Source organism: Sporosarcina beigongshangi (assembly GCF_033485195.1).
GTDB lineage: Bacteria > Bacillota > Bacilli > Bacillales_A > Planococcaceae > Sporosarcina > Sporosarcina beigongshangi.
This window is the reverse complement of sequence record NZ_JAWLIR010000034.1, coordinates 1-18,838: the sequence shown is the minus strand read 5'-3', so window position 1 is coordinate 18,838 and position 18,838 is coordinate 1. Positions and strand designations below refer to the sequence as shown.

The window sequence follows — 18,838 nt, the reverse complement described above, 5'->3', positions numbered from 1 at the left end:
ACGCTAATGAAGGAATCAGAGTAAGGAATACAAAAGGAAAAGACGTTATTTCGTTCATCTTCGAATGAAATAACGTCTTTTTCAATTTAGGTTCACTTATGGGACTTAAAACCGTAGGTTTTTCAGTGGCCTCCGCAATAGAGCGGTCCTTTTCTGAACTAACTCTTATGGGGAGGAATGCAGTTTAATCCCCCCTCATAGTACCTAAGGCGAATGTCACGGATTTTTTAAGGGAGCTTTCCGAGCTCGCTCGAAAAAATTTGGACGCAATTACGTCGAGGCGTAATTGATTAAGAAGTGTGGAAAGTGGGAAATAGGATGGATGACAAAGAGAAAACTGATCTTGAACTAGAACATAGCAACGACCAACATTCGACGCATCAGCCACCTGCCAAACGAACGATTAATTTAAAACCGTTTTCCTTCGTCATGCTTGTATTCGGACTTGTACTAGCGACGGCAGCTATCACATTTTTTGTGCTAACGACAGGTGATGACAAAGTAGTCGAAGTAGTTAATCCACAAAATCCAAAAGTTGTAGACCGCAAAGAATTTAAAAAATTGTATGACGCGTATGATGAAATGACAGCGAACTATTATGCTGATATCGATGAATCAGCTATTATTGACGGTGCAATCAATGGAATGATTGATGCACTTGGCGATCCTTATTCTGACTATTTGAATGAAAAAGAGGCACGTCAATTGCATGAAAGCATCTCATCGAGCTTCGAAGGCATCGGTGCTGAAATTCAAGAGAAAAACGACTATATCAACGTCGTTTCCCCTATCAAAAACTCACCTGCGGAACGGGCAGGTATTTTACCGAATGATCTCATCATTGCTGTTGATGGTGAAAGTATTCAAGGTCTTTCTTCTTCGGAAGCAGTTTTACTCATTCGTGGGGAAAAAGGGACGACTGTAACTTTGACGATTAGACGTGGGGAAGCAGTGGAGCCCGTCGATGTAAAAATTGTTCGTGATGTCATTCCGATAGAGACAGTCTATACCGAAATGTTGGAAGATGGCATTGCACATATTCATATTACGAGCTTCTCAGAAGGCACTTACACGGAATTACTTGCTGCTCTTGATGATATGGAAGCGCAAGGGATGAAGGGGTTAATTGTCGATGTACGTCAAAATCCGGGTGGTATATTAGATGCCGCTATAGAAATTTCTGATTTATTCGTAGAAAATGGAAAAAACCTATTCCAATTTGAGAAAAAAGGATCCAAACCGATTATCTATACAGCAATGGGTGATCGAAAAGTTACAGTTCCTGTCACGCTTGTTATTGATGAAGGAAGTGCTTCAGCTTCTGAAATATTAGCAGGAGCATTGAAGGAATCGGCAGATGTACCGTTAATTGGTGTGACAACATTCGGTAAAGGAACGGTTCAATCACCGAAAAACCTTGCAGATGGCTCTAATTTGAAACTAACGACAGCGAAATGGTTAACAGCTGACGGCAATTGGATTCATAAAAAAGGAATTGAACCTACGATTAGCGTACCGTATCCCTCTTATGCAATGTTGCCATTTCTCGATCCGGCAACAGAAATGAAGGAAGGTATGAACACCGCTCAAACTAAAGCAGCGGAAGAAATGCTAGAAGCTGTTGGTTATGGACCTGGCGAAGTTGATGGACAGTTTGACGAACAAACGACAGAGGCCGTTAAAAAAATCCAAGAAGATCTTAAATTAGAAGTGAATGGTATTTTAGCTGGGGAAACAACAATAGGTTTGATGAACAAGCTAAGAACAAAAATTAAAGTAGATGATCCACAACTACTTAAAGCAAAAGAACTACTGCTTGAAAAATTAGGACAATAAATGAAAAGCGTCCAGCCTTAAACGGATGGACGCTTTTTCTAATGAATAGGAGGATTTCAATGATTGAAGTGTATTTATTCAGTGGCTTTCTCGGTAGTGGGAAAACGTCACTGTTACTCCATACAATTGGACAACTGAAAGAACAAGGCAAGAAGCCTGCAGTGCTAATGAATGAATTCGGAGCTTTGCCTTTTGATTCAGATGCAGTCGCAGGGGAGGGGGAGATTCCCCTTAAAGAGCTGTTAGAAGGTTGCATTTGCTGTACGGGCTCAGAAAAGACAGAGGCGCAGCTACAAGGATTACTAGAGGAAAATGACGATATTGATGTTATTTTAATCGAAACGACAGGCGCAGCTCATCCTGTAGAAGCGCTGGACGCCATCTATTCACCGTTATTTGCCGATCGATTGACGATTAAAGGCATCGTCACCGTTGCAGACTCCAAGCGCTGGTTAGAGCGCGATAAGCTATCTCCACAAATTCGAGCGCTGTTCATGGAGCAGATTCGCCATGCTCATTTGTTAGTAGCAAATAAAGCAGATCTCCTCACAGACGAAGAAATGGCAACTGTTACACTTGAACTATCTAATTTCAATGGTTCTGCTCCGATTGTTCAGACGACAGGCGCAAAAATCGCATTTTCATTTATTGAAAACACACTACAAGCTCCAAAGAAAATGACCGAACAACCTATTATTTCTGGAAGGGGTCTGCCGCTATCTTCAAAAATGATTACTTTTTCGGAAAGCGTAGATCAGGAAGACTTCGAAAGTTGGATAAGATCTTTACCGGACACAGTTTATAGAATGAAAGGCTATGTGCCTGTCAAAGGTGTTAAAAATCCTTATTTATTTCAATATGCATACGGTATGGTTAACTGGCTGCCTGAATACGTCAAGATGGAACCCCGTCTTGTCATTATCGGAGAAGGGATTGAACAGCTAAATACATGGGCGTCAACCCCAAATTGGATGAAATATAAAGAGAGTTGACCAAAAGTATCCAATCTTTAAATGATTGAGGTCTTTGACAAAGGTCTTCATCATAGAACTGGACAAATTGGTAAGAACATCCGTTATTCTGAATCTCACAGACGGTATGATAGTTTGCGAAGGGAGGAGTAATGAGATGAAAAAAACGATTGCAGTACTCATGCTCGGTTCGGCGCTCTTACTGCCGAACAACAACAATGTAGAAGCTTCATATTCAGCAAATAAGGTACAGGTGACAAGTTCGCCAGTCCAATGTTACGTATGGAAGGGGCAACTCTACGATACGAAAACAAATAAGAAGATGGTCGATAGCTACCGCTACCATTGGAAAAAGTCTTATGGCAAAAATAAAGTGGAGGTTGTTCCAGCTCCAAGCAAGCCGGTAGAATCACCAGCACCAGTCAAGCCGGTTGAAAAACCAGCTCCAACGAAGCCAACACCGGCACCAACACCAACACCGGCACCAGAAAAACCTACTGAGGTAGCACCTAGTACACCGGTTGAAACACCACAAGATGCATCTATTTCAGCCATTGAAAAAGCGGTTCTTGACCTAACAAATGCAGAAAGACAAAAAGCAGGTCTTAAACCACTACAAACAGACAAAAACTTAATGACTTCTGCACGTCAGAAATCAGCAGATATGGCTTCGAAAAAATACTTTTCACATACAAGCCCAACATATGGTTCACCATTCGATCAAATGAAGGCAAATGGTGTCACGTACAAAGCAGCTGCTGAAAATATCGCGATGGGTCAACGTACAGCCGAAGAAGTTGTCAAAGGTTGGATGGAGTCACCAGGACATAGACAAAATATTTTGACGCCTGGATACACGCACATCGGTATTGGTTTTGATAAAAATGGAAACTATTGGACACAACAATTCATTCAAAAATAAATAGAATTTAGGAGTCATCCTTTGTACTGGAGTTGTTCTGGTACAAAGGATGACTTTTTTAATAGGTTCTATCGCTATTCATCCTTCTTGAAAACGTTTAAAACGTTTTTACGTTGCGCATACTTTCCCAAGAGGTGAATGTAATGGATGAAGTGAAATCGAATGATAGTTTGATTTTATATATACAAAGTCTATTCCATGATTCCGTGGATTTAATTGTACGGGAAGTCTCTTGGAAAGATGAAGTCGCGATTGTCTGTTTTTTCAATACAATGACGGAAAGCGGAGATGTGAACAGACAAATCGAAATTCTTCGTCACCGTTCGATTGACGAACTTCCAAATTGGGAGGGAACTGCAGCCTCAAGTGTAGCTGCATTTTCAGTACCGAAATTGATCGAAAGCGTCACAAACGGATTTGTGGCGGTCTATTTCACAAAAACGAATCTGCTACTAACCATTACAATGCCCTCTTTTGAAGTGCGTTCAACATCCGAGCCGAGTAATGAACTAGTCATTCGCGGTTCTCACGAAGGCTTTGTGGAAGACACCTCCAAAAATATATCTCTTATCCGAAAACATCTATTCATTCCAGATTTAGTTGTGAAGGATGTGCGGCTCGGGAATGATACAAATACGAAAGTTACATATATCTATATTGATTCAATCGCCGAAAAAGATGTTGTTGAGGGGGTTAAAGCACGTCTTGAAAATATCGATATACCTAAAGTTTACAGCATGGGGCAAATCGAAGATTATTTGGAGGATTCGGTTTGGTCTCCTTTCCCACAGTTCCTAAATACGGAAAGACCAGACCGGGCCTTGGCAAATTTACTGGAAGGGAAAATTGTTATTTTCACAGACCAATCTCCCTCTGCACTCATTGCACCGGTTACATTTTTTTCGTTTTTTCAATCACCAGACGATTTTAATGGGCGTGTCTTAGTTGGATCTTTCTTCCGTATACTTAGACTTTTTAGTTTTATGATGGCCATTTTTCTCCCTGCATTTTATATTGCTGTGGTCGGTTTCCATTCAGAAATTTTGCCATTTGAAATAGGTAGGAAAGTAAAAATAGCTGTGGAATTTATTCCGTACCGTCCAATTGTTGAGGCGTTGATTGTGGAGATTTTCATAGAAGTCATCCGGGAAGCAACAATACGATTACCGGCACCGATTGGTCCTACAATCGGGATAGTCGGGGGGCTAGTAATCGGGGATGCGATTGTCAATGCGGGTCTCGTGTCGAATTTAATGGTTGTCGTTGTAGCAATGACTGCCATTTCAAGCTTTGTTGTGCCAAGCGTCGAAATGAACACGACAATACGGATTATTCGATTTCCGTTCATGCTTGCAGCCACTTTTTTTGGTTTTTTTGGCATAGCCATGGGAACGCTTATTCTATTTATTCATATGATGAATCGGTCTTCACTGAACCAACCTTATTTGTCACCGATTGTACCCTTTGACCCATCTCGATTCAAAGATGTTTTCTTCAGAATCCCCTATTATAAAAATCATAAGCAACAACAAACATTTACACATGGTGGGGGCAAGCGGAAGAAGGGGGAAAGAACTTGAATTTCAATTTATCAAGAAAACAGTTTTTCCTAATTCTTTTTATTGTCCAGACAGGGTCGGCATTCTTCTCCTTTCCAGCACCGTTCATAAATGCATCTGGTCGAGATGCCTGGCTGATTTTTCTCGTTGCAGGTGTTTTTCATTACATTATGTTGCTTTTCTATGAACAAAATTATAGGTATTTTACGATTGGTCCATTTATCGGATGGCTGTATAAAGGGTATTGGCTTTTGGTAACCGTCGTTTATATTACCTATGTCGATTATACATTAGCGGTATGGGGATTCCCAGAAACGCCACAATTCATAGTTATCGCAGCGCTAGTTAGTGTATCCCTCTATGCAAATTTGAGCAGGGCAGAAACGGTTATCAATTTGTCCGTTATTCTGATTCCGCTCATCCTGCTATTTTTAGTTTTCTTGCAGTTTGCTTGGAAGGACTTGGTGTGGACGAATATCTTTCCGATGGGAGAATCGACCGGTACGCAATGGGTTAAAGGGCTACTGAAAGCACAGATTGCTTTCATAGGTATTGAATTATATTTGTTTTTCAGGAAGCATGTTGACGTAAAACAGAAAATAAAAGGTTTCCCGTTATTCATCTACCAACTGGTATGGCTAATTTTCTTTTTTTTCTCTGTCATATTAATGCTTTTATATTTCACACTCTCCGGATTGGAAATGATTCCTGAACCGCTGTTATTTCTATTGAAAGCGCAGGAAGTAACTTTTGCTGAGCGTCTTGACTTGTTTTTCCTGTATATTTGGACGGTTTGGACCATCGTTACGGTAACCGTATTTTCCTTTGCGGCTTTGTATGTCCACCGGCTTCATGCTAACGAACATCACAAAAGGGATACAATCATTTGGCACGTATTACTTATGCTGCTGCCATTGCTCTTTTTGTCCAAACAAGCCTTAATCAAACTGAATGATATCATCATTTATGTATATCTTGTTTTTAGCATTCTGATTCCGTTCATTGTCATCATTACGAATCGGAGGAAATCAAAATGAAAAAAATCGTACTTATTTGCATTGCCTGTTCTTTTTTACTGGCAGGATGTTGGGATGAACGATTATACAAGGATGTTACCATCGTTCCGGTTATCGGCTATGATGGAGAGCCCGGAAAATGGACAGGATACTTTACACATGCTGTTGTCGCTGCTCCTGATAGCATCAGTTTTACTACTGTAGAAGGAAGCGGTGTTTCGATTGAGGAAACACGGCTCGATGCAAATCGAAAGGTGAGTGAATCGCTTGATCCTTCACAAGTACTCGTTGTGCTCCTTACGACAGAAGCTGTGAAGACGAATCTAATGGAGACCTTCGATGTGGCTTATAGAATGCCACGTACCCGGTTGAGTAGTCGATTTGTGGTGGTGGAAGGGGATATGGCTCCATATATGGAGAAGACAGAAATTATGGGGAAAATGCTCCCCGATTATTATGATGAAAATTTGAAAACTGCCGTATTTTCATCTATTATTCCAGAAGGTGATATTCAATTAGCTGCCAGATTACTACTAGATGAAGCAATTGATCTTCAATTACCTTATTTGAAAATGTCCGACAAGACAGGGGCACCTGAAGTGGCGGGAGTCGCTTTATTTAGTGAAAAAATTTTCTCGGGACACACATTGGATGCGAAGGAGTCATTGATCGTTCAAATTCTCAAGAAGAAACCTGGAAAGTATGCAATGTTCACATATGAGTGGAAAAAAGAAAGTAAAGCTTATCCGGTAACTGTGACTCTTATTACGTACGACAAGAAATGGGACATACATGAAAGTAAAATCAATGCGAGGTATAAAATGAAATTCAATGTCAATGAGTTTGCCTATAATCATTTGGATCAAGAGGAAGCAAGGAAAGAATTGGAGGATTTCCTTTCAAAAGAATTGACGAAAAATTTTAACGAAGTGGTTAATAAATTGCAAGAGGCAAAAAGTGACGTTATCGGCTTTGGTAGGACTGTGCGTGCCTTCCATCCAGACTTATGGAAAAAAGCGAAGTGGCAAGATACGTTCTCAGAACTCGATATAAATGTTAAAGTCGAAGCGGAAATTACGCAAACTGGCATATTGAATTAAATTTTGTAAAACCCGCGAGTTTATGACTCGCGGGTTTTACTGTCTACGCAAATTTCTTTTTCTGAATATAGATAAGTCGAATTGTCAATGTAATTGCACCAACTGTTAGACCAGCAATAAGACCAATCCAGTAACCATATGGCCCTAAATCAGTGTACGTCGCCATTAAATAACCAATTGGTAAACCGAGTACCCAATACGATACGATCGCCATAACGAACGTCATATTAACGTCCTTATAGCCGCGTAACGCACCTTGAACTGGAGCTTGTATCGCGTCCGAAAATTGGAATAAAGCGGCAAAGATAAAGAACTGTGTTGCTAATGCGATAATTTTTGTATCCGTTGTATAGAGGGACGCAATCGGTTCTCTAAATACTAACAGAATAGCAATGGAGATAAAGCTAAACGCAATGGCTAGACCAACGCCAAGAAAACTGTATTGCTTTGCGTCACGCATTTGTCCTGCCCCGACAGCTTGACCAACGAGTATGGTTGCTCCCATCGAAATACTAAGCGGAATCATGTACAACAACGAAGTAAAATTCAGTGCTATTTGATGCGCTGAAATAACAGCTGTCGAATAGTTACTCATCATGAGTGTAACAGCAGAAAAGATGCTCGTTTCCACAAAAATTGAAATGCCGATTGGTACACCGATGAACAAAATCTCTTTCCATCTTTTGAATGAAATTTTGCCCCATATGTTAAACAGCTGATAATCATTGAATAATTTGTTTTTCCAAGCGACACCATAGGCAACGAAAAAAATGAGCCAATAGGTAATTGCAGCCGCATACCCCGCACCTACTCCGCCAAGTTCTGGAAATCCCCAGTTCCCGAAAATAAGTAGATAGTTTGTAAAGATTGTGAGTGGAGCCGATAAAAGAATAATAGCCATTGAAACACGAGTAGCGCCAAGTGCATCAAAGAAACAACGTAATACGGTATATGCGAAAAGGGGGAATAGCCCTAAGCTCATTGCTTCTAAATAATCGGCAGCCACAACCCGAACTTCATCTTCAAGTGGCATCGACGCAAGTATCGGGGAAACACCATATCGAATAATAAGAAATACAATAGCGGCAAGGACAACCGACACGTAAAGTCCCTGTTGAACGGTAAATTTCACCTCATCTTTCCGGCGAGCCCCTATGAGATGAGCGATAATTGGTGTAAGGCCCATTAGAATCCCTGCAAGACCTGTATAAACGGGTAGCCAAAATGATGAACCGATTGTTACTCCAGCGAGATGGTATGTATCGTAACGTCCTGTCATAAGAATATCGAAGAAGGTAATCATGTATAACGCTAGCTGTGTAATAAGTATCGGCATGACAATTTTAGCAAGTCTTAATGGTTTTTTTCGAAGAGAAAGTGTATTTTCCAAATAAATCATCCTTTTTTCAACAGATAAATAACATTGTACCATGGTTCGTTTGCTATAATAGCAAAGAAGTATCATAATTCGTTTTTTAAACATAGAAGAGGTGAATGGTTGTGAAAAGACCGGTAATTTTATTAACAGGGGGAGGCACGGCTGGGCACGTATCCGTGAATCAAGCGCTAATTCCTGTATTCGAAGAGAAAGGTTATGAAATTCATTACATAGGGTCGCACACCGGAATTGAAAAAGAATTGATTAGCAATGGGTATCCTGAGGTTATCTATCATGCCATTCAAAGTGGGAAGATCAGACGTTATTTTTCTATGAAAAACTTTTCGGATCCGTTTCGAGTTGGTGTAGGCGTTATGCAAGCATTGGCAATTATTCGTAAAGTGAAACCGGAAATTATTTTCTCGAAAGGTGGGTTCGTTTCAGTACCAGTTGTTCTTGCGGCTAAACTAGCAAAAATTCCTGTTGTCGTCCATGAATCGGATTTGACGCCTGGTCTTGCCAATAAACTGGCGCTACCATTTTCCAATCATATTTTTACAGTTTTTGAACAAACATTAGATTATGTGCCAGCGGAAAAATCGACTTGTACTGGGGCAATTATTAGACCTGAACTATTCGAGGGGGTACGGGAAGACGGATTAGGAATTGCCCGTTTATCAGGACACAAACCAGTTCTCCTAATTATGGGAGGAAGTCAAGGCTCGTCAGTTGTTAATGAAGCGATTCGCAAAGATTTAGTAGCCATTCTGCAACAATTTGATGTTATTCATCTATGTGGAAAAGGAAATGTCGATGACAACCTAGAAGACATGGTAGGCTATACCCAATTCGAATATGTGACAGATGGATTGCCTCATCTTCTAGCCGCTTCTGATTTTGCTGTATCAAGAGCAGGATCCAATGCTATTTTCGAATTGTTGGCTTTGCGGAAGCCTATGCTACTTATTCCACTATCAGCCGCAAAAAGCAGAGGAGATCAAATTCTGAATGCTGCTTACTTTCAAAAGCTAGGCTATGCGCATGTACTTCAAGAAGAGGAAGTGGCCAATCGGGTTTTATCGACAGAATTCGCTAGTTTATTAGGTAGTGAAAAGCAATTAATTGAAAAAATGAAGGAGTCTTTGTTACCAAAAACCCCCGAAGAGATGGTGGAAATGATTTTGTTGCACCGAAATTAGCTGAAATAGACAAATCAATGTCATTCTATGCGAATTTAATAGGTTGCAAGTAATTTAAAACAGGTGTAATGTAGTCCCGGGCACAAAAGTTTCATAATTGACGCGAAACCCTTTCAGTTAAAGAGTTTGCGTGGTAATATTAATAAGGATAAAAAATAAAATCACAATATGCCAGTAGGCAAATGTGGAGGTCATTTTACATGTCGAACAATGTTGACTACCATCGTTCCCCGTATGCTGTATTTTCGGGTCCAAACCTTGGGTATGTAATGGAAATGTACGAAGTATTCAAAGTATCACCTGAGTCTGTGGATGCTGAACTCGCGGACATGTTCCGCCGTTTTGGTGCGCCTATAATTGATGATGGGAAACAAACAGAAGCAATCGGAGCAGTAGCACCGGCTGATTTCAGTAAAGTATTATCTGCCTATAAGTTGCAGGACGCAATTCGTACATATGGGCATCTCGCAGCAGATATTTATCCGTTACAAGATCGTCCGAAAGATTCAATGCGTATTGAATCTTCTTATTATGGGTTGACGGAAAGCGATTTGCAGGCAATGCCAGCATCACTTTTCTTTACTAATGTTCCGTCAAACATAATGAATGGGCTTGATGCCGTGAACTACTTGAAAACATTATATACTGGGAAAATTGCTTATGAATTTGATCATGTCATCGATGAAGAAGAAAGAACTTGGATTCAATCTAAGATTGAGAGTGGAAATGTTTCTACTCAACTATCTGTAGATGATAAAAAAGCTCTTCTTGAAAGATTGACAAAAATCGAAGGGTTTGAGAAATTCATCCACCGTACGTTCGTTGGTGCGAAACGATTCTCCATTGAAGGCTTGGATACACTTGTCGTCTTCCTTGATGAACTTGTTCGTCGTTCTGAGGAAGAGAAAACGAAAAAAATGTTGATTGGGATGGCGCATAGGGGTCGCTTGAACGTACTGACACATATTTTAAATAAACCATATGAAATGATGTTTGCCCAATTTGCTGGCGTTCCAGACGCTCCGTTTCTTCCTAAAGATGGTTCACTTGAAGTAACACGCGGTTGGTTTGGTGATGTGAAGTATCATATGGGCGCATTGTATACAGGAAAAACAGGTATGCAACGTTTTCTTGCTTATAATCCTTCTCACTTGGAAGTAGTGAATCCAGTTATTACTGGACAAACAAGAGCTGCGCAGGAAAATACGGATAATCCGGGTGTACCCGAACAAGATACAGATGCTGCTTATGCAGTACTTATTCACGGAGATGCGGCCTTCCCAGGACAAGGAATTGTGCCTGAGTCGTTTAACTATAGCCGTGTTCGTGGATTCAAAACAGGTGGTTCTATCCACGTCATCGCGAATAATATGATCGGTTTCACAACTGAATATTACGATTCAAGATCGACACACTATTCTTCAGATCCAGCAAAAGGTTACGAAGTACCGGTAATTCATGTCAATGCGGATAGCCCTGAGTCAGTAATTGCAGCAGCGTCTTTCGCATTTGAATACCGACAAAAATTCGGCAAGGATATCTTAATCGATCTTCTCGGCTATCGCCGTTATGGTCATAATGAAATGGATGAGCCCCTTGTAACGAACCCAGTTATGTATCATGCTATTCATGAGCATAAGACAGTACGAGAATTATACGGTTCAGAACTCACTGCAGCGAATATTTTAACTGAAGAAGAGGTAACGAAGCTGGATGCAGAAATAATTGCAACTATGCAAGATGCATACGACACAGTGAAAGAACAGTCTGCTCAAGCAGAGCCTATTTCAAATGCTACGCCTGAAGAAGTACTTGCCGGCTATCCGAGAGATCTTGAAACGGGGACTAGTGAGACAAATCTTCGTCGTATCAACGAAGAATTACTGACATATCCTGAAAACTTTAATGTGTTTGGCAAATTGTCGCGGATTTTAAAGCGCCGCGAAGAGCCATTTAACGGCAAAGGTAAAATCGATTGGGCACATGCAGAAACTCTTGCATTTGGTGCGATTCTACAAGACGGTAATCCAATTCGTTTGACTGGTCAAGATGTTCAACGTGGAACTTTCGCACACCGCCATCTAGTCCTTCACGATGAGAAGACAGGCGAGGAACTTGTTCCGCTCCATCATATTAGCGGTTCAAAAGCATCATTCGTCGCGTATAACAGTCCATTGACGGAAGCCGGTATTGTCGGTTATGAATTTGGATATAATCTTGAAGACCCAAAAGTATTATCTATTTGGGAAGCTCAATATGGAGACTTTTCAAATATGGCACAAGTCATGTTTGACCAATTTGTATCTTCAAGTTACTCAAAATGGGGTCAGCAATCTGGACTCGTTATGCTATTACCACATGCATATGAAGGCCAAGGCCCTGAGCACTCAAGTGCGCGACTTGAACGCTACCTACAACTTTGTGGAGAAAACAACTGGACGGTCGCAAACCTGTCAAGTGCAGCGAACTATTTCCATATTCTTCGCAGACAAGCCAAGATGCTTGGTGAAAAATCGATGCGTCCGCTTGTAATTGCATCACCTAAGTCGCTTCTTCGTCACCCACTTGTCGGTGCGGACATAAGCGATTTGGCAGAAGGTCATTTCGAGACAGTGCTGGAGCAACCAGGAACAGGTAAGAAGGCAGATAAAGTGAAAAAAATCTTGTTCGCGAGTGGAAAAATAGCGATTGATCTTGCTGAACGTGTCAAAGATGGAAAGGGCTTCGATCATTTACACATCGTTCGTGTAGAACAACTGTATCCGTTCCCAACTGACAAGATTAGCGATATCGTCTCACGTTACCCTAATGCGAAAGAATTGGTTTGGGTACAGGAAGAGCCGAAAAACATGGGATCATGGTTATTCGCAACTAATTATATCCGCGAAATCGCGGGAGAGAAACAAGTCTCTTATGTTGGTCGAATCCACCGTGCTAGCCCCTCTGAAGGTGACGGGGAATCTCATAAGATTGAGCAGAACCGTATTCTTGACGAAGCATTGAAAAAGTAATTCCGACATTGTAAGATAATGAATGGCTTTACACTGTATATAGGTAAATTAGAGGAGGAATTTATTGTGGCAGAAATCATAGTACCAGAACTGGCAGAATCGATTACAGAAGGAACGATTGCGCAATGGCTGAAAAAACCAGGCGACACGGTTGAAAAAGGTGAATTCATCGTTGAACTTGAAACAGACAAAGTAAACGTTGAAGTTATTTCAGAAGAAGCTGGAGTTGTTCAAGAACATCTTGCGGCAGAAGGCGACACAGTTCAAGTCGGTCAAGTTATCGCAATCGTTGGTGCAGGATCAGGCGCACCATCTGCAACTCCTGCTGCACCTGTTGAAGCGGCGGCAACACCAGCAGCACCGGTTGCAGCTGCAGCTGTAGCAGTTGAAGAGGACGCAAGCACATCTGATCGCACAATCGCAAGCCCAGCAGCTCGCAAATTAGCACGCGAGAAAGGTATCGATCTTGCTGCTGTTTCACCAGTAGATCCAATGGGTCGTGTCCGTGTACAAGACGTTGAAGCACATGGTACAGCTCCGAAAGCGCCAGTTGCGACAGCAGCACCGGCAGCACAAGCAGTTGCTCAAGATGATGGCCGTGTAACGCGCGAAAAAATGACTCGTCGTCGTCAAACAATTGCTAAACGTCTATTGGAAGTTAAACAATCGACAGCAATGCTAACAACATTTAACGAAATCGATATGACAAATGTGATGGCACTTCGTTCACGTAAGAAAGACCAATTCTTCGAACAAAACGATGTTCGTTTAGGATTTATGTCATTCTTTACAAAAGCGGTTGTTGCTGCACTTAAGAAATATCCATACGTCAACGCAGAAATCGATGGGGACGAAATCATTTTGAAAAACTTCTTTGACATCGGCGTAGCGATTTCAACAGATGGCGGACTTGTTGTACCAAACGTGGTAGACGCAGACCGTAAAAACTTCGCTGAAATCGAAGGAACAATTGTCGAGCTTGCGAAAAAAGCTCGCGATAATAAATTGACAATGGCAGACATGACAGGCGGTTCATTCACGATTACAAACGGTGGTGTCTTCGGTTCACTCATGTCAACACCAATCATGAATGGTACACAAGTCGGTATCTTAGGTATGCATACAATCCAAAGACGTCCAGTAGCAATTGGAGATAATATCGAAATCCGTCCAATGATGTATGTGGCACTTTCTTATGACCACCGTGTCATCGATGGGAAAGACTCTGTTGGATTCTTGAAAATGGTCAAAGAATTAATCGAAAATCCGGAAGATCTTCTTCTCGGTTCTTAATAACTGCAAGGCATATAGTAGGCCTTAATCCAATCGGCCCGCTTTCGTCGCGGGCTGATTTTTTTATTAACTGAAAGGCGTGATGAGAAATGTCATTCAAAGATTGGACAACAGCACCTGCAACTCGAACAGTCGTCTGTAAACATGCAGATGCCGCAAAATACGTTGTGAATAATGTGTTAACACCTGGTAAAGAATACGAAGTGAAAAATGAAACAGAAGAATTTATTTTTGTTTTGGATAATACAGGTAAAGTCGGCGGCTATTACAAAACATATTTCGAATAAACAGCCGAGCCCGATACATCAAATTGTATCGGGCTTTTTATAAGGAGGAAATTGTTACATGAATGCTCTAATCGAAAAAGAACATGCACATCGCTCAGAAGAAATCCATGAGTCAGTAGCACAGCTGTTAATCCAACAAGGAGGCTATGTCTCACCGGACGCTCATTTATGGGAAGACGTACTCGTTGCGATTGTGTTAAAAAAACCTGTGTTATTAAAAGGACCATCGGGTTCAGGAAAGACAAAACTAGCCCAAAGCATTTCACATTATTTTCAGCAGCCAATGCAAAGTGTCAACTGTTCCGTTGATCTTGATGCTGAATCGTTACTCGGCTTCAAAACAATTATTAGTAAAGATGGAGAAACGGTTATTGAATTTGTTGAAGGACCAGTTGTCCAAGCGATGAAAAAAGGGCATATTTTATATATTGATGAGATCAATATGGCAAGACCAGAAACATTGCCGATTCTTCATAGTGTGCTCGATCACCGTCGTATGTTAACGAATCCATTTACAGGTGAAGTCATTTACGCACATGAAAACTTTACCGTTATTTCAGCCATCAACGAAGGATATGTCGGAACATCCCCGATGAATGAAGCGTTGAAAAACCGCTTTGTGTCGTTTACCGTACCTTATTTGACGGGAGAACAATTACAAACAGTCATGACAGACACTTATCCAACTGCCACACAGCAGCTCGTCGAGACATTCCTTCAGATCGGCAATGATTTGAAAAAGCAAGTGATGAATGGGTTGTTATCCGACGAAGCCGCATCTGTTCGAAGCTTGCTCGATGCAATGGGACTGGCAGAACATATCCCTGTGAAACGTGCGGTGCAGTACGCTATTGCCGAGAAACTGGACGATAAAATCGAACGTAGGCTGGTCATGGAATTAGTGGATACTTGGGTGAAATGAGGCGATTGCTATGGTGAAGATGAATCGATTCATTCAATTCAATGATGAAACGGTCGATGCCAAGACGCTATTACTGTACGAACGACTGGGACGGGCACTTGCAGATGCCCCTTTTCTTGAGTTAACCGAGCGGAAATTGCTTGAATTTCGTCCGCAAGAAGGCGTTATTGCTATGAGTGTTTTTTGGCGACATCGGACAGAGGAAATCATCCACGCAGGAAGGCTTTCCGATATATATTTATTGACAGCGGGGTATTGGAAACGTTTTAGTGTGCCCACTTGGATTGCGTTCACTCGTACATATAGCTTACACCCCCTGCGGAAATTTGCTTTGGAGCTGTTAATGATGCTCGAGGAATTCCGTCTGATGGATGCAATTACGAGGGAAAGACCTGGAACGGCATCTTCATTCGATATCAGAAGAAAAGCGTACGTTAGCTTTCACCGCAATATGCTGTCCTCGAATATGCAGAAAAGCTTTGTAGCTGACGCGATGATGAATCAGCTATTCGTCTCGCTTCATGAGGGCATGTTTATCGATACATCTATCAACTGGGGAGAAATCGATTTGGGGCTAATCCAAACTGTTTTACAGCATGCCTACGATGCCAAGAATACAAAGGATAATACGTACATCGCAGATCGAATTATCGACATTATTGAAAGATCCATCGACAAAGACCTCATCCATCAATATTACTCAGCGGGGGATGCCATTACCGAAGAAAATGTAGTATTTCATTACCATAAAGGGATGACTGATGCTGAGAAAGGGGAGGAGGAGCCAAAAGAAACGATTGAAGAGGTATTTCGCTCATGGCATCGGGAAAATGAAAGTGAATCAGGTGTCCATCTTGAATTTGAACTCGAGCATGGCCGATCCGGTAAGAGTGATGCCAACGATGCAACGCCTGGCAATGAAGAGGCTGACATTGAAGAAACAGGTTCCGGAAATTCGGAAGGCAACGACAACGAACGCTGGACGGACGAAGAGAGCGACAAAGCTGACAAGCGGGAGAATAAGGTAAAGGCCGGTAAAATGTTCGGCAAGGAGCATCTGAACGTCGTCTATGAAGAGTTGCGCGTGAAAGTGGATAATGAGCATGAAAACCGTCAGAAATTGTTCATGTTGCGAGAACAGCAAAAACCGTATGTTCGTTCGTTTGTGGAGGAAATGAAGAAGCGGATCGATTTGAAAGAGGACTCCAAGCGGGAGCGGCTTATGAAAGGACGTCTATCGACAAAATTGACAACAATGGTAGTGGATGAACGACCTAAACCATTTTATCGAAAAAATGCACCTTCCATTAACTTAGACGCTGTGTTTGGACTACTCGTCGACGGCTCTGCTTCCATGCTTGATAAATTGGATGAAACGAAGCAGGCTGTATTGTTATTCCATGATGTGCTTCGTCAACTCGGCGTGAGTCATGAAATTTCATCGTACTACGAGGATGCATATCATGCCTCTAAAGAAATGCAGCCTAACGTTTTCGGGCTCATGCATACATTTGCAGATCGTAATAAAGATAATGGTATGTCCATTCTATCTTTCGACGCGAACGAAGATAACCGAGACGGCTTTGCGATTCGCTGGATGGCCGAGCAGTTGGCTTCTAGGCAGGAGAAGCATAAGTTCTTACTGGTCTTTTCAGACGGAGAACCATCTGCCTTTGGCTATGATCGTAATGGTATTCTTGATACAGCAGAGGCTGTCATGGAAACAGAGAAAAAGGGGATTTCGGTCATTCATTTATTTCTCTCGACCGAGGAACCAACAGGGGATCAGAAAGCCTTATTTTCTATGATGTTTGGAAATAAAACTGCATCTTCTAACTCAGTAGAAAGTTTTGCGGATCAGACGCTACGAATATTGAGAAAGTTACTTGCAATCGTCATCCGAAATACGTAAAGCTAAACAAATAAAAAATCCAAAACCGCCTTTGAACTGCACCCCAATTGTTAGACACCATCTAACAATTGGAGGTGCTTTTTTATGGCTAAATTTACAATTGAAGAGAAGGTAAAAGCTGTGAAACGTTATATAAATGGAAGAGAAAGTCAAAGGACAATCGCGGATTCCCTTGGGGTTGCTTACCCTGTATTTCGAACATGGATTCAACAGTATCAATATCATGGAGAAAAGGCATTTGAAAAACGCTATACATCCTACACATTACAATATAAACTAGACGTACTTACTTATATGAACGAGCTAGGGACGTCTATCAGAGAAACAGCTGCAATCTTCAATATTGCAGCGCCTTCCACGCTATTTCAATGGAAAAGGCAGTTGGAAACACAAGGTATAGACGCCCTTCAATCAAAGAAAAAGGGGCGTCCATCCATGAAAAATAAATCCACACAACAATCCAAACAAGTAGTAGCTGAGGGCTCTAAGGAGGCACTTGAAACACGTATTAAACAGCTAGAAATGGAAAATGCTTATTTAAAAAAGTTGAATGTCTTAGTTCAAAACAAGGAAAAATCACCAAACAAGACAAAGCGCAAGTAGTCTATGAACTAAGGCATGAATTTCCGGTGAAAGCACTTGTAAAACTCGCTGGCATTCCACGTAGCACGTACTATGATCTATTAGAACAAATTAATCGTCCAGATCCAGATGCCAGCTTAAAAACAGAAATCAAAGCAATTTATGAGGAGCATGAGGGGCGTTATGGCTATCGTCGTATTCGTGATGAACTAGAGAATCGTGGACAAATAGTGAATCACAAAAAAATTCAACGTATTATGAAAGAACTTGGTTTAAAGTGCTTAGTGCGTATGAAAAAATATAAATCGTACAAAGGCACAGTTGGTAAAATCGCACCAAATATTTTAGATCGCAACTTTACTGCAGATGCCCCAAATGAAAAATGGGTCACGGACATTACGGAATTTAAGTTATTTGGCGAGAAACTTTATTTATCACCTGTTTTAGATTTGTTTAATGGTGAGATCATTACGTATACAATTGGCTCTAGACCAACGTATTCACTTGTCTCGGATATGTTGGAGAAAGCCATCGAACGCTTACTAGGGGAACACCAGTTACTGATGCATTCCGATCAGGGCTGGCACTATCAAATGGAAAAATATCGTAAAAGACTTCAATCAAGAGGAATTGTGCAGAGTATGTCTCGTAAAGGAAACTGTTACGACAACTCGGTGATGGAGAATTTCTTTGGGATTATGAAATCGGAATTCCTCTACTTAAAGGAATTTGAAAGTGTAGAACAATTTAAGATAGAACTAGAAAAATATATCCATTATTATAATACGAAACGGATCAAGGCAAAATTAAAAATGAGTCCGGTGCAATACGAGGCCACTGAAAAACCTAC

Annotated in this window: 14 protein-coding genes; 13 read left to right on the top strand and 1 reads right to left on the bottom strand. The window is 41.2% G+C overall.

Annotated elements, in window-relative coordinates; all coding sequences use genetic code 11:
* Window positions 1-318: 318 nt before the first annotated feature.
* The 6 genes from R2B77_RS14460 (at window position 319) to R2B77_RS14435 (ending at window position 7,404) form a co-directional block, all read left to right on the top strand.
* Complete coding sequence (locus tag R2B77_RS14460; protein WP_203248862.1) at window positions 319-1,836, top strand: lmo1851 family serine protease; 1,518 nt, start codon at window positions 319-321, stop codon at window positions 1,834-1,836.
* A gap of 59 nt (window positions 1,837-1,895) precedes the next feature.
* Window positions 1,896-2,828 (top strand): CobW family GTP-binding protein, encoded by a 933-nt coding sequence (locus tag R2B77_RS14455; RefSeq protein WP_203248863.1) that lies wholly within the window; start codon window positions 1,896-1,898, stop codon window positions 2,826-2,828.
* A 136-nt stretch (window positions 2,829-2,964) separates the two neighbouring features.
* Window positions 2,965-3,729 carry a CAP domain-containing protein gene (locus R2B77_RS14450; protein WP_203248864.1) on the top strand — a complete coding sequence of 255 codons (765 nt, stop codon included), beginning with the start codon at window positions 2,965-2,967 and terminating at the stop codon, window positions 3,727-3,729.
* A gap of 143 nt (window positions 3,730-3,872) precedes the next feature.
* Window positions 3,873-5,309: a spore germination protein gene (locus R2B77_RS14445; protein WP_203248865.1), complete on the top strand. Its 1,437-nt coding sequence runs from the start codon at window positions 3,873-3,875 to the stop codon at window positions 5,307-5,309.
* The gene (locus R2B77_RS14440) at window positions 5,306-6,325 is read left to right on the top strand and encodes a GerAB/ArcD/ProY family transporter (protein ID WP_203248866.1); all 1,020 of its coding nucleotides are present in this window, start codon (window positions 5,306-5,308) and stop codon (window positions 6,323-6,325) included. Before R2B77_RS14445 ends, R2B77_RS14440 begins: the two co-directional genes overlap by 4 nt.
* A 38-nt stretch (window positions 6,326-6,363) precedes the next feature.
* Window positions 6,364-7,404: a Ger(x)C family spore germination protein gene (locus tag R2B77_RS14435; RefSeq protein ID WP_404830760.1), complete on the top strand. Its 1,041-nt coding sequence runs from the start codon at window positions 6,364-6,366 to the stop codon at window positions 7,402-7,404.
* 43 nt (window positions 7,405-7,447) lie between these two features.
* Here R2B77_RS14435 and R2B77_RS14430 read toward each other — a convergent pair whose 3' ends face one another.
* Entirely contained in the window at window positions 7,448-8,794 is a 1,347-nt protein-coding gene (locus R2B77_RS14430) for an MATE family efflux transporter (protein WP_203248868.1), read from the bottom strand.
* A gap of 110 nt (window positions 8,795-8,904) precedes the next feature.
* On the opposite strand from R2B77_RS14430, the gene R2B77_RS14425 reads away from it, so the two are divergent.
* The 7 genes from R2B77_RS14425 to R2B77_RS14395 form a co-directional block, all read left to right on the top strand.
* Complete coding sequence (locus R2B77_RS14425; RefSeq protein ID WP_203248869.1) at window positions 8,905-9,981, top strand: undecaprenyldiphospho-muramoylpentapeptide beta-N-acetylglucosaminyltransferase; 1,077 nt, start codon at window positions 8,905-8,907, stop codon at window positions 9,979-9,981.
* A gap of 200 nt (window positions 9,982-10,181) precedes the next feature.
* Complete coding sequence (locus tag R2B77_RS14420; RefSeq protein ID WP_203248870.1) at window positions 10,182-12,992, top strand: 2-oxoglutarate dehydrogenase E1 component; 2,811 nt, start codon at window positions 10,182-10,184, stop codon at window positions 12,990-12,992.
* A gap of 66 nt (window positions 12,993-13,058) precedes the next feature.
* Window positions 13,059-14,285, top strand: a complete 1,227-nt coding sequence (gene odhB / locus R2B77_RS14415) for a 2-oxoglutarate dehydrogenase complex dihydrolipoyllysine-residue succinyltransferase (protein WP_322555738.1) — start codon at window positions 13,059-13,061, stop codon at window positions 14,283-14,285.
* Between the two features lie 89 nt (window positions 14,286-14,374).
* Window positions 14,375-14,572 (top strand): DUF6501 family protein, encoded by a 198-nt coding sequence (locus R2B77_RS14410; protein WP_203248872.1) that lies wholly within the window; start codon window positions 14,375-14,377, stop codon window positions 14,570-14,572.
* A gap of 58 nt (window positions 14,573-14,630) precedes the next feature.
* On the top strand, window positions 14,631-15,494 hold the full coding sequence (locus R2B77_RS14405) for an ATP-binding protein (RefSeq protein ID WP_203248873.1): 864 nt from the start codon (window positions 14,631-14,633) through the stop codon (window positions 15,492-15,494).
* 10 nt (window positions 15,495-15,504) lie between these two features.
* Complete coding sequence (locus tag R2B77_RS14400; RefSeq protein WP_203248874.1) at window positions 15,505-17,406, top strand: hypothetical protein; 1,902 nt, start codon at window positions 15,505-15,507, stop codon at window positions 17,404-17,406.
* An 84-nt stretch (window positions 17,407-17,490) separates the two neighbouring features.
* Window positions 17,491-18,838 (top strand): IS3 family transposase gene (locus R2B77_RS14395; protein ID WP_322555737.1). Its coding sequence is split into 2 segments (ribosomal slippage), with 1,349 coding nucleotides annotated over them: window positions 17,491-17,944 and window positions 17,944-18,838; the frame shifts between segments, so codons are not numbered across the junction. This gene is flagged as partial in the annotation.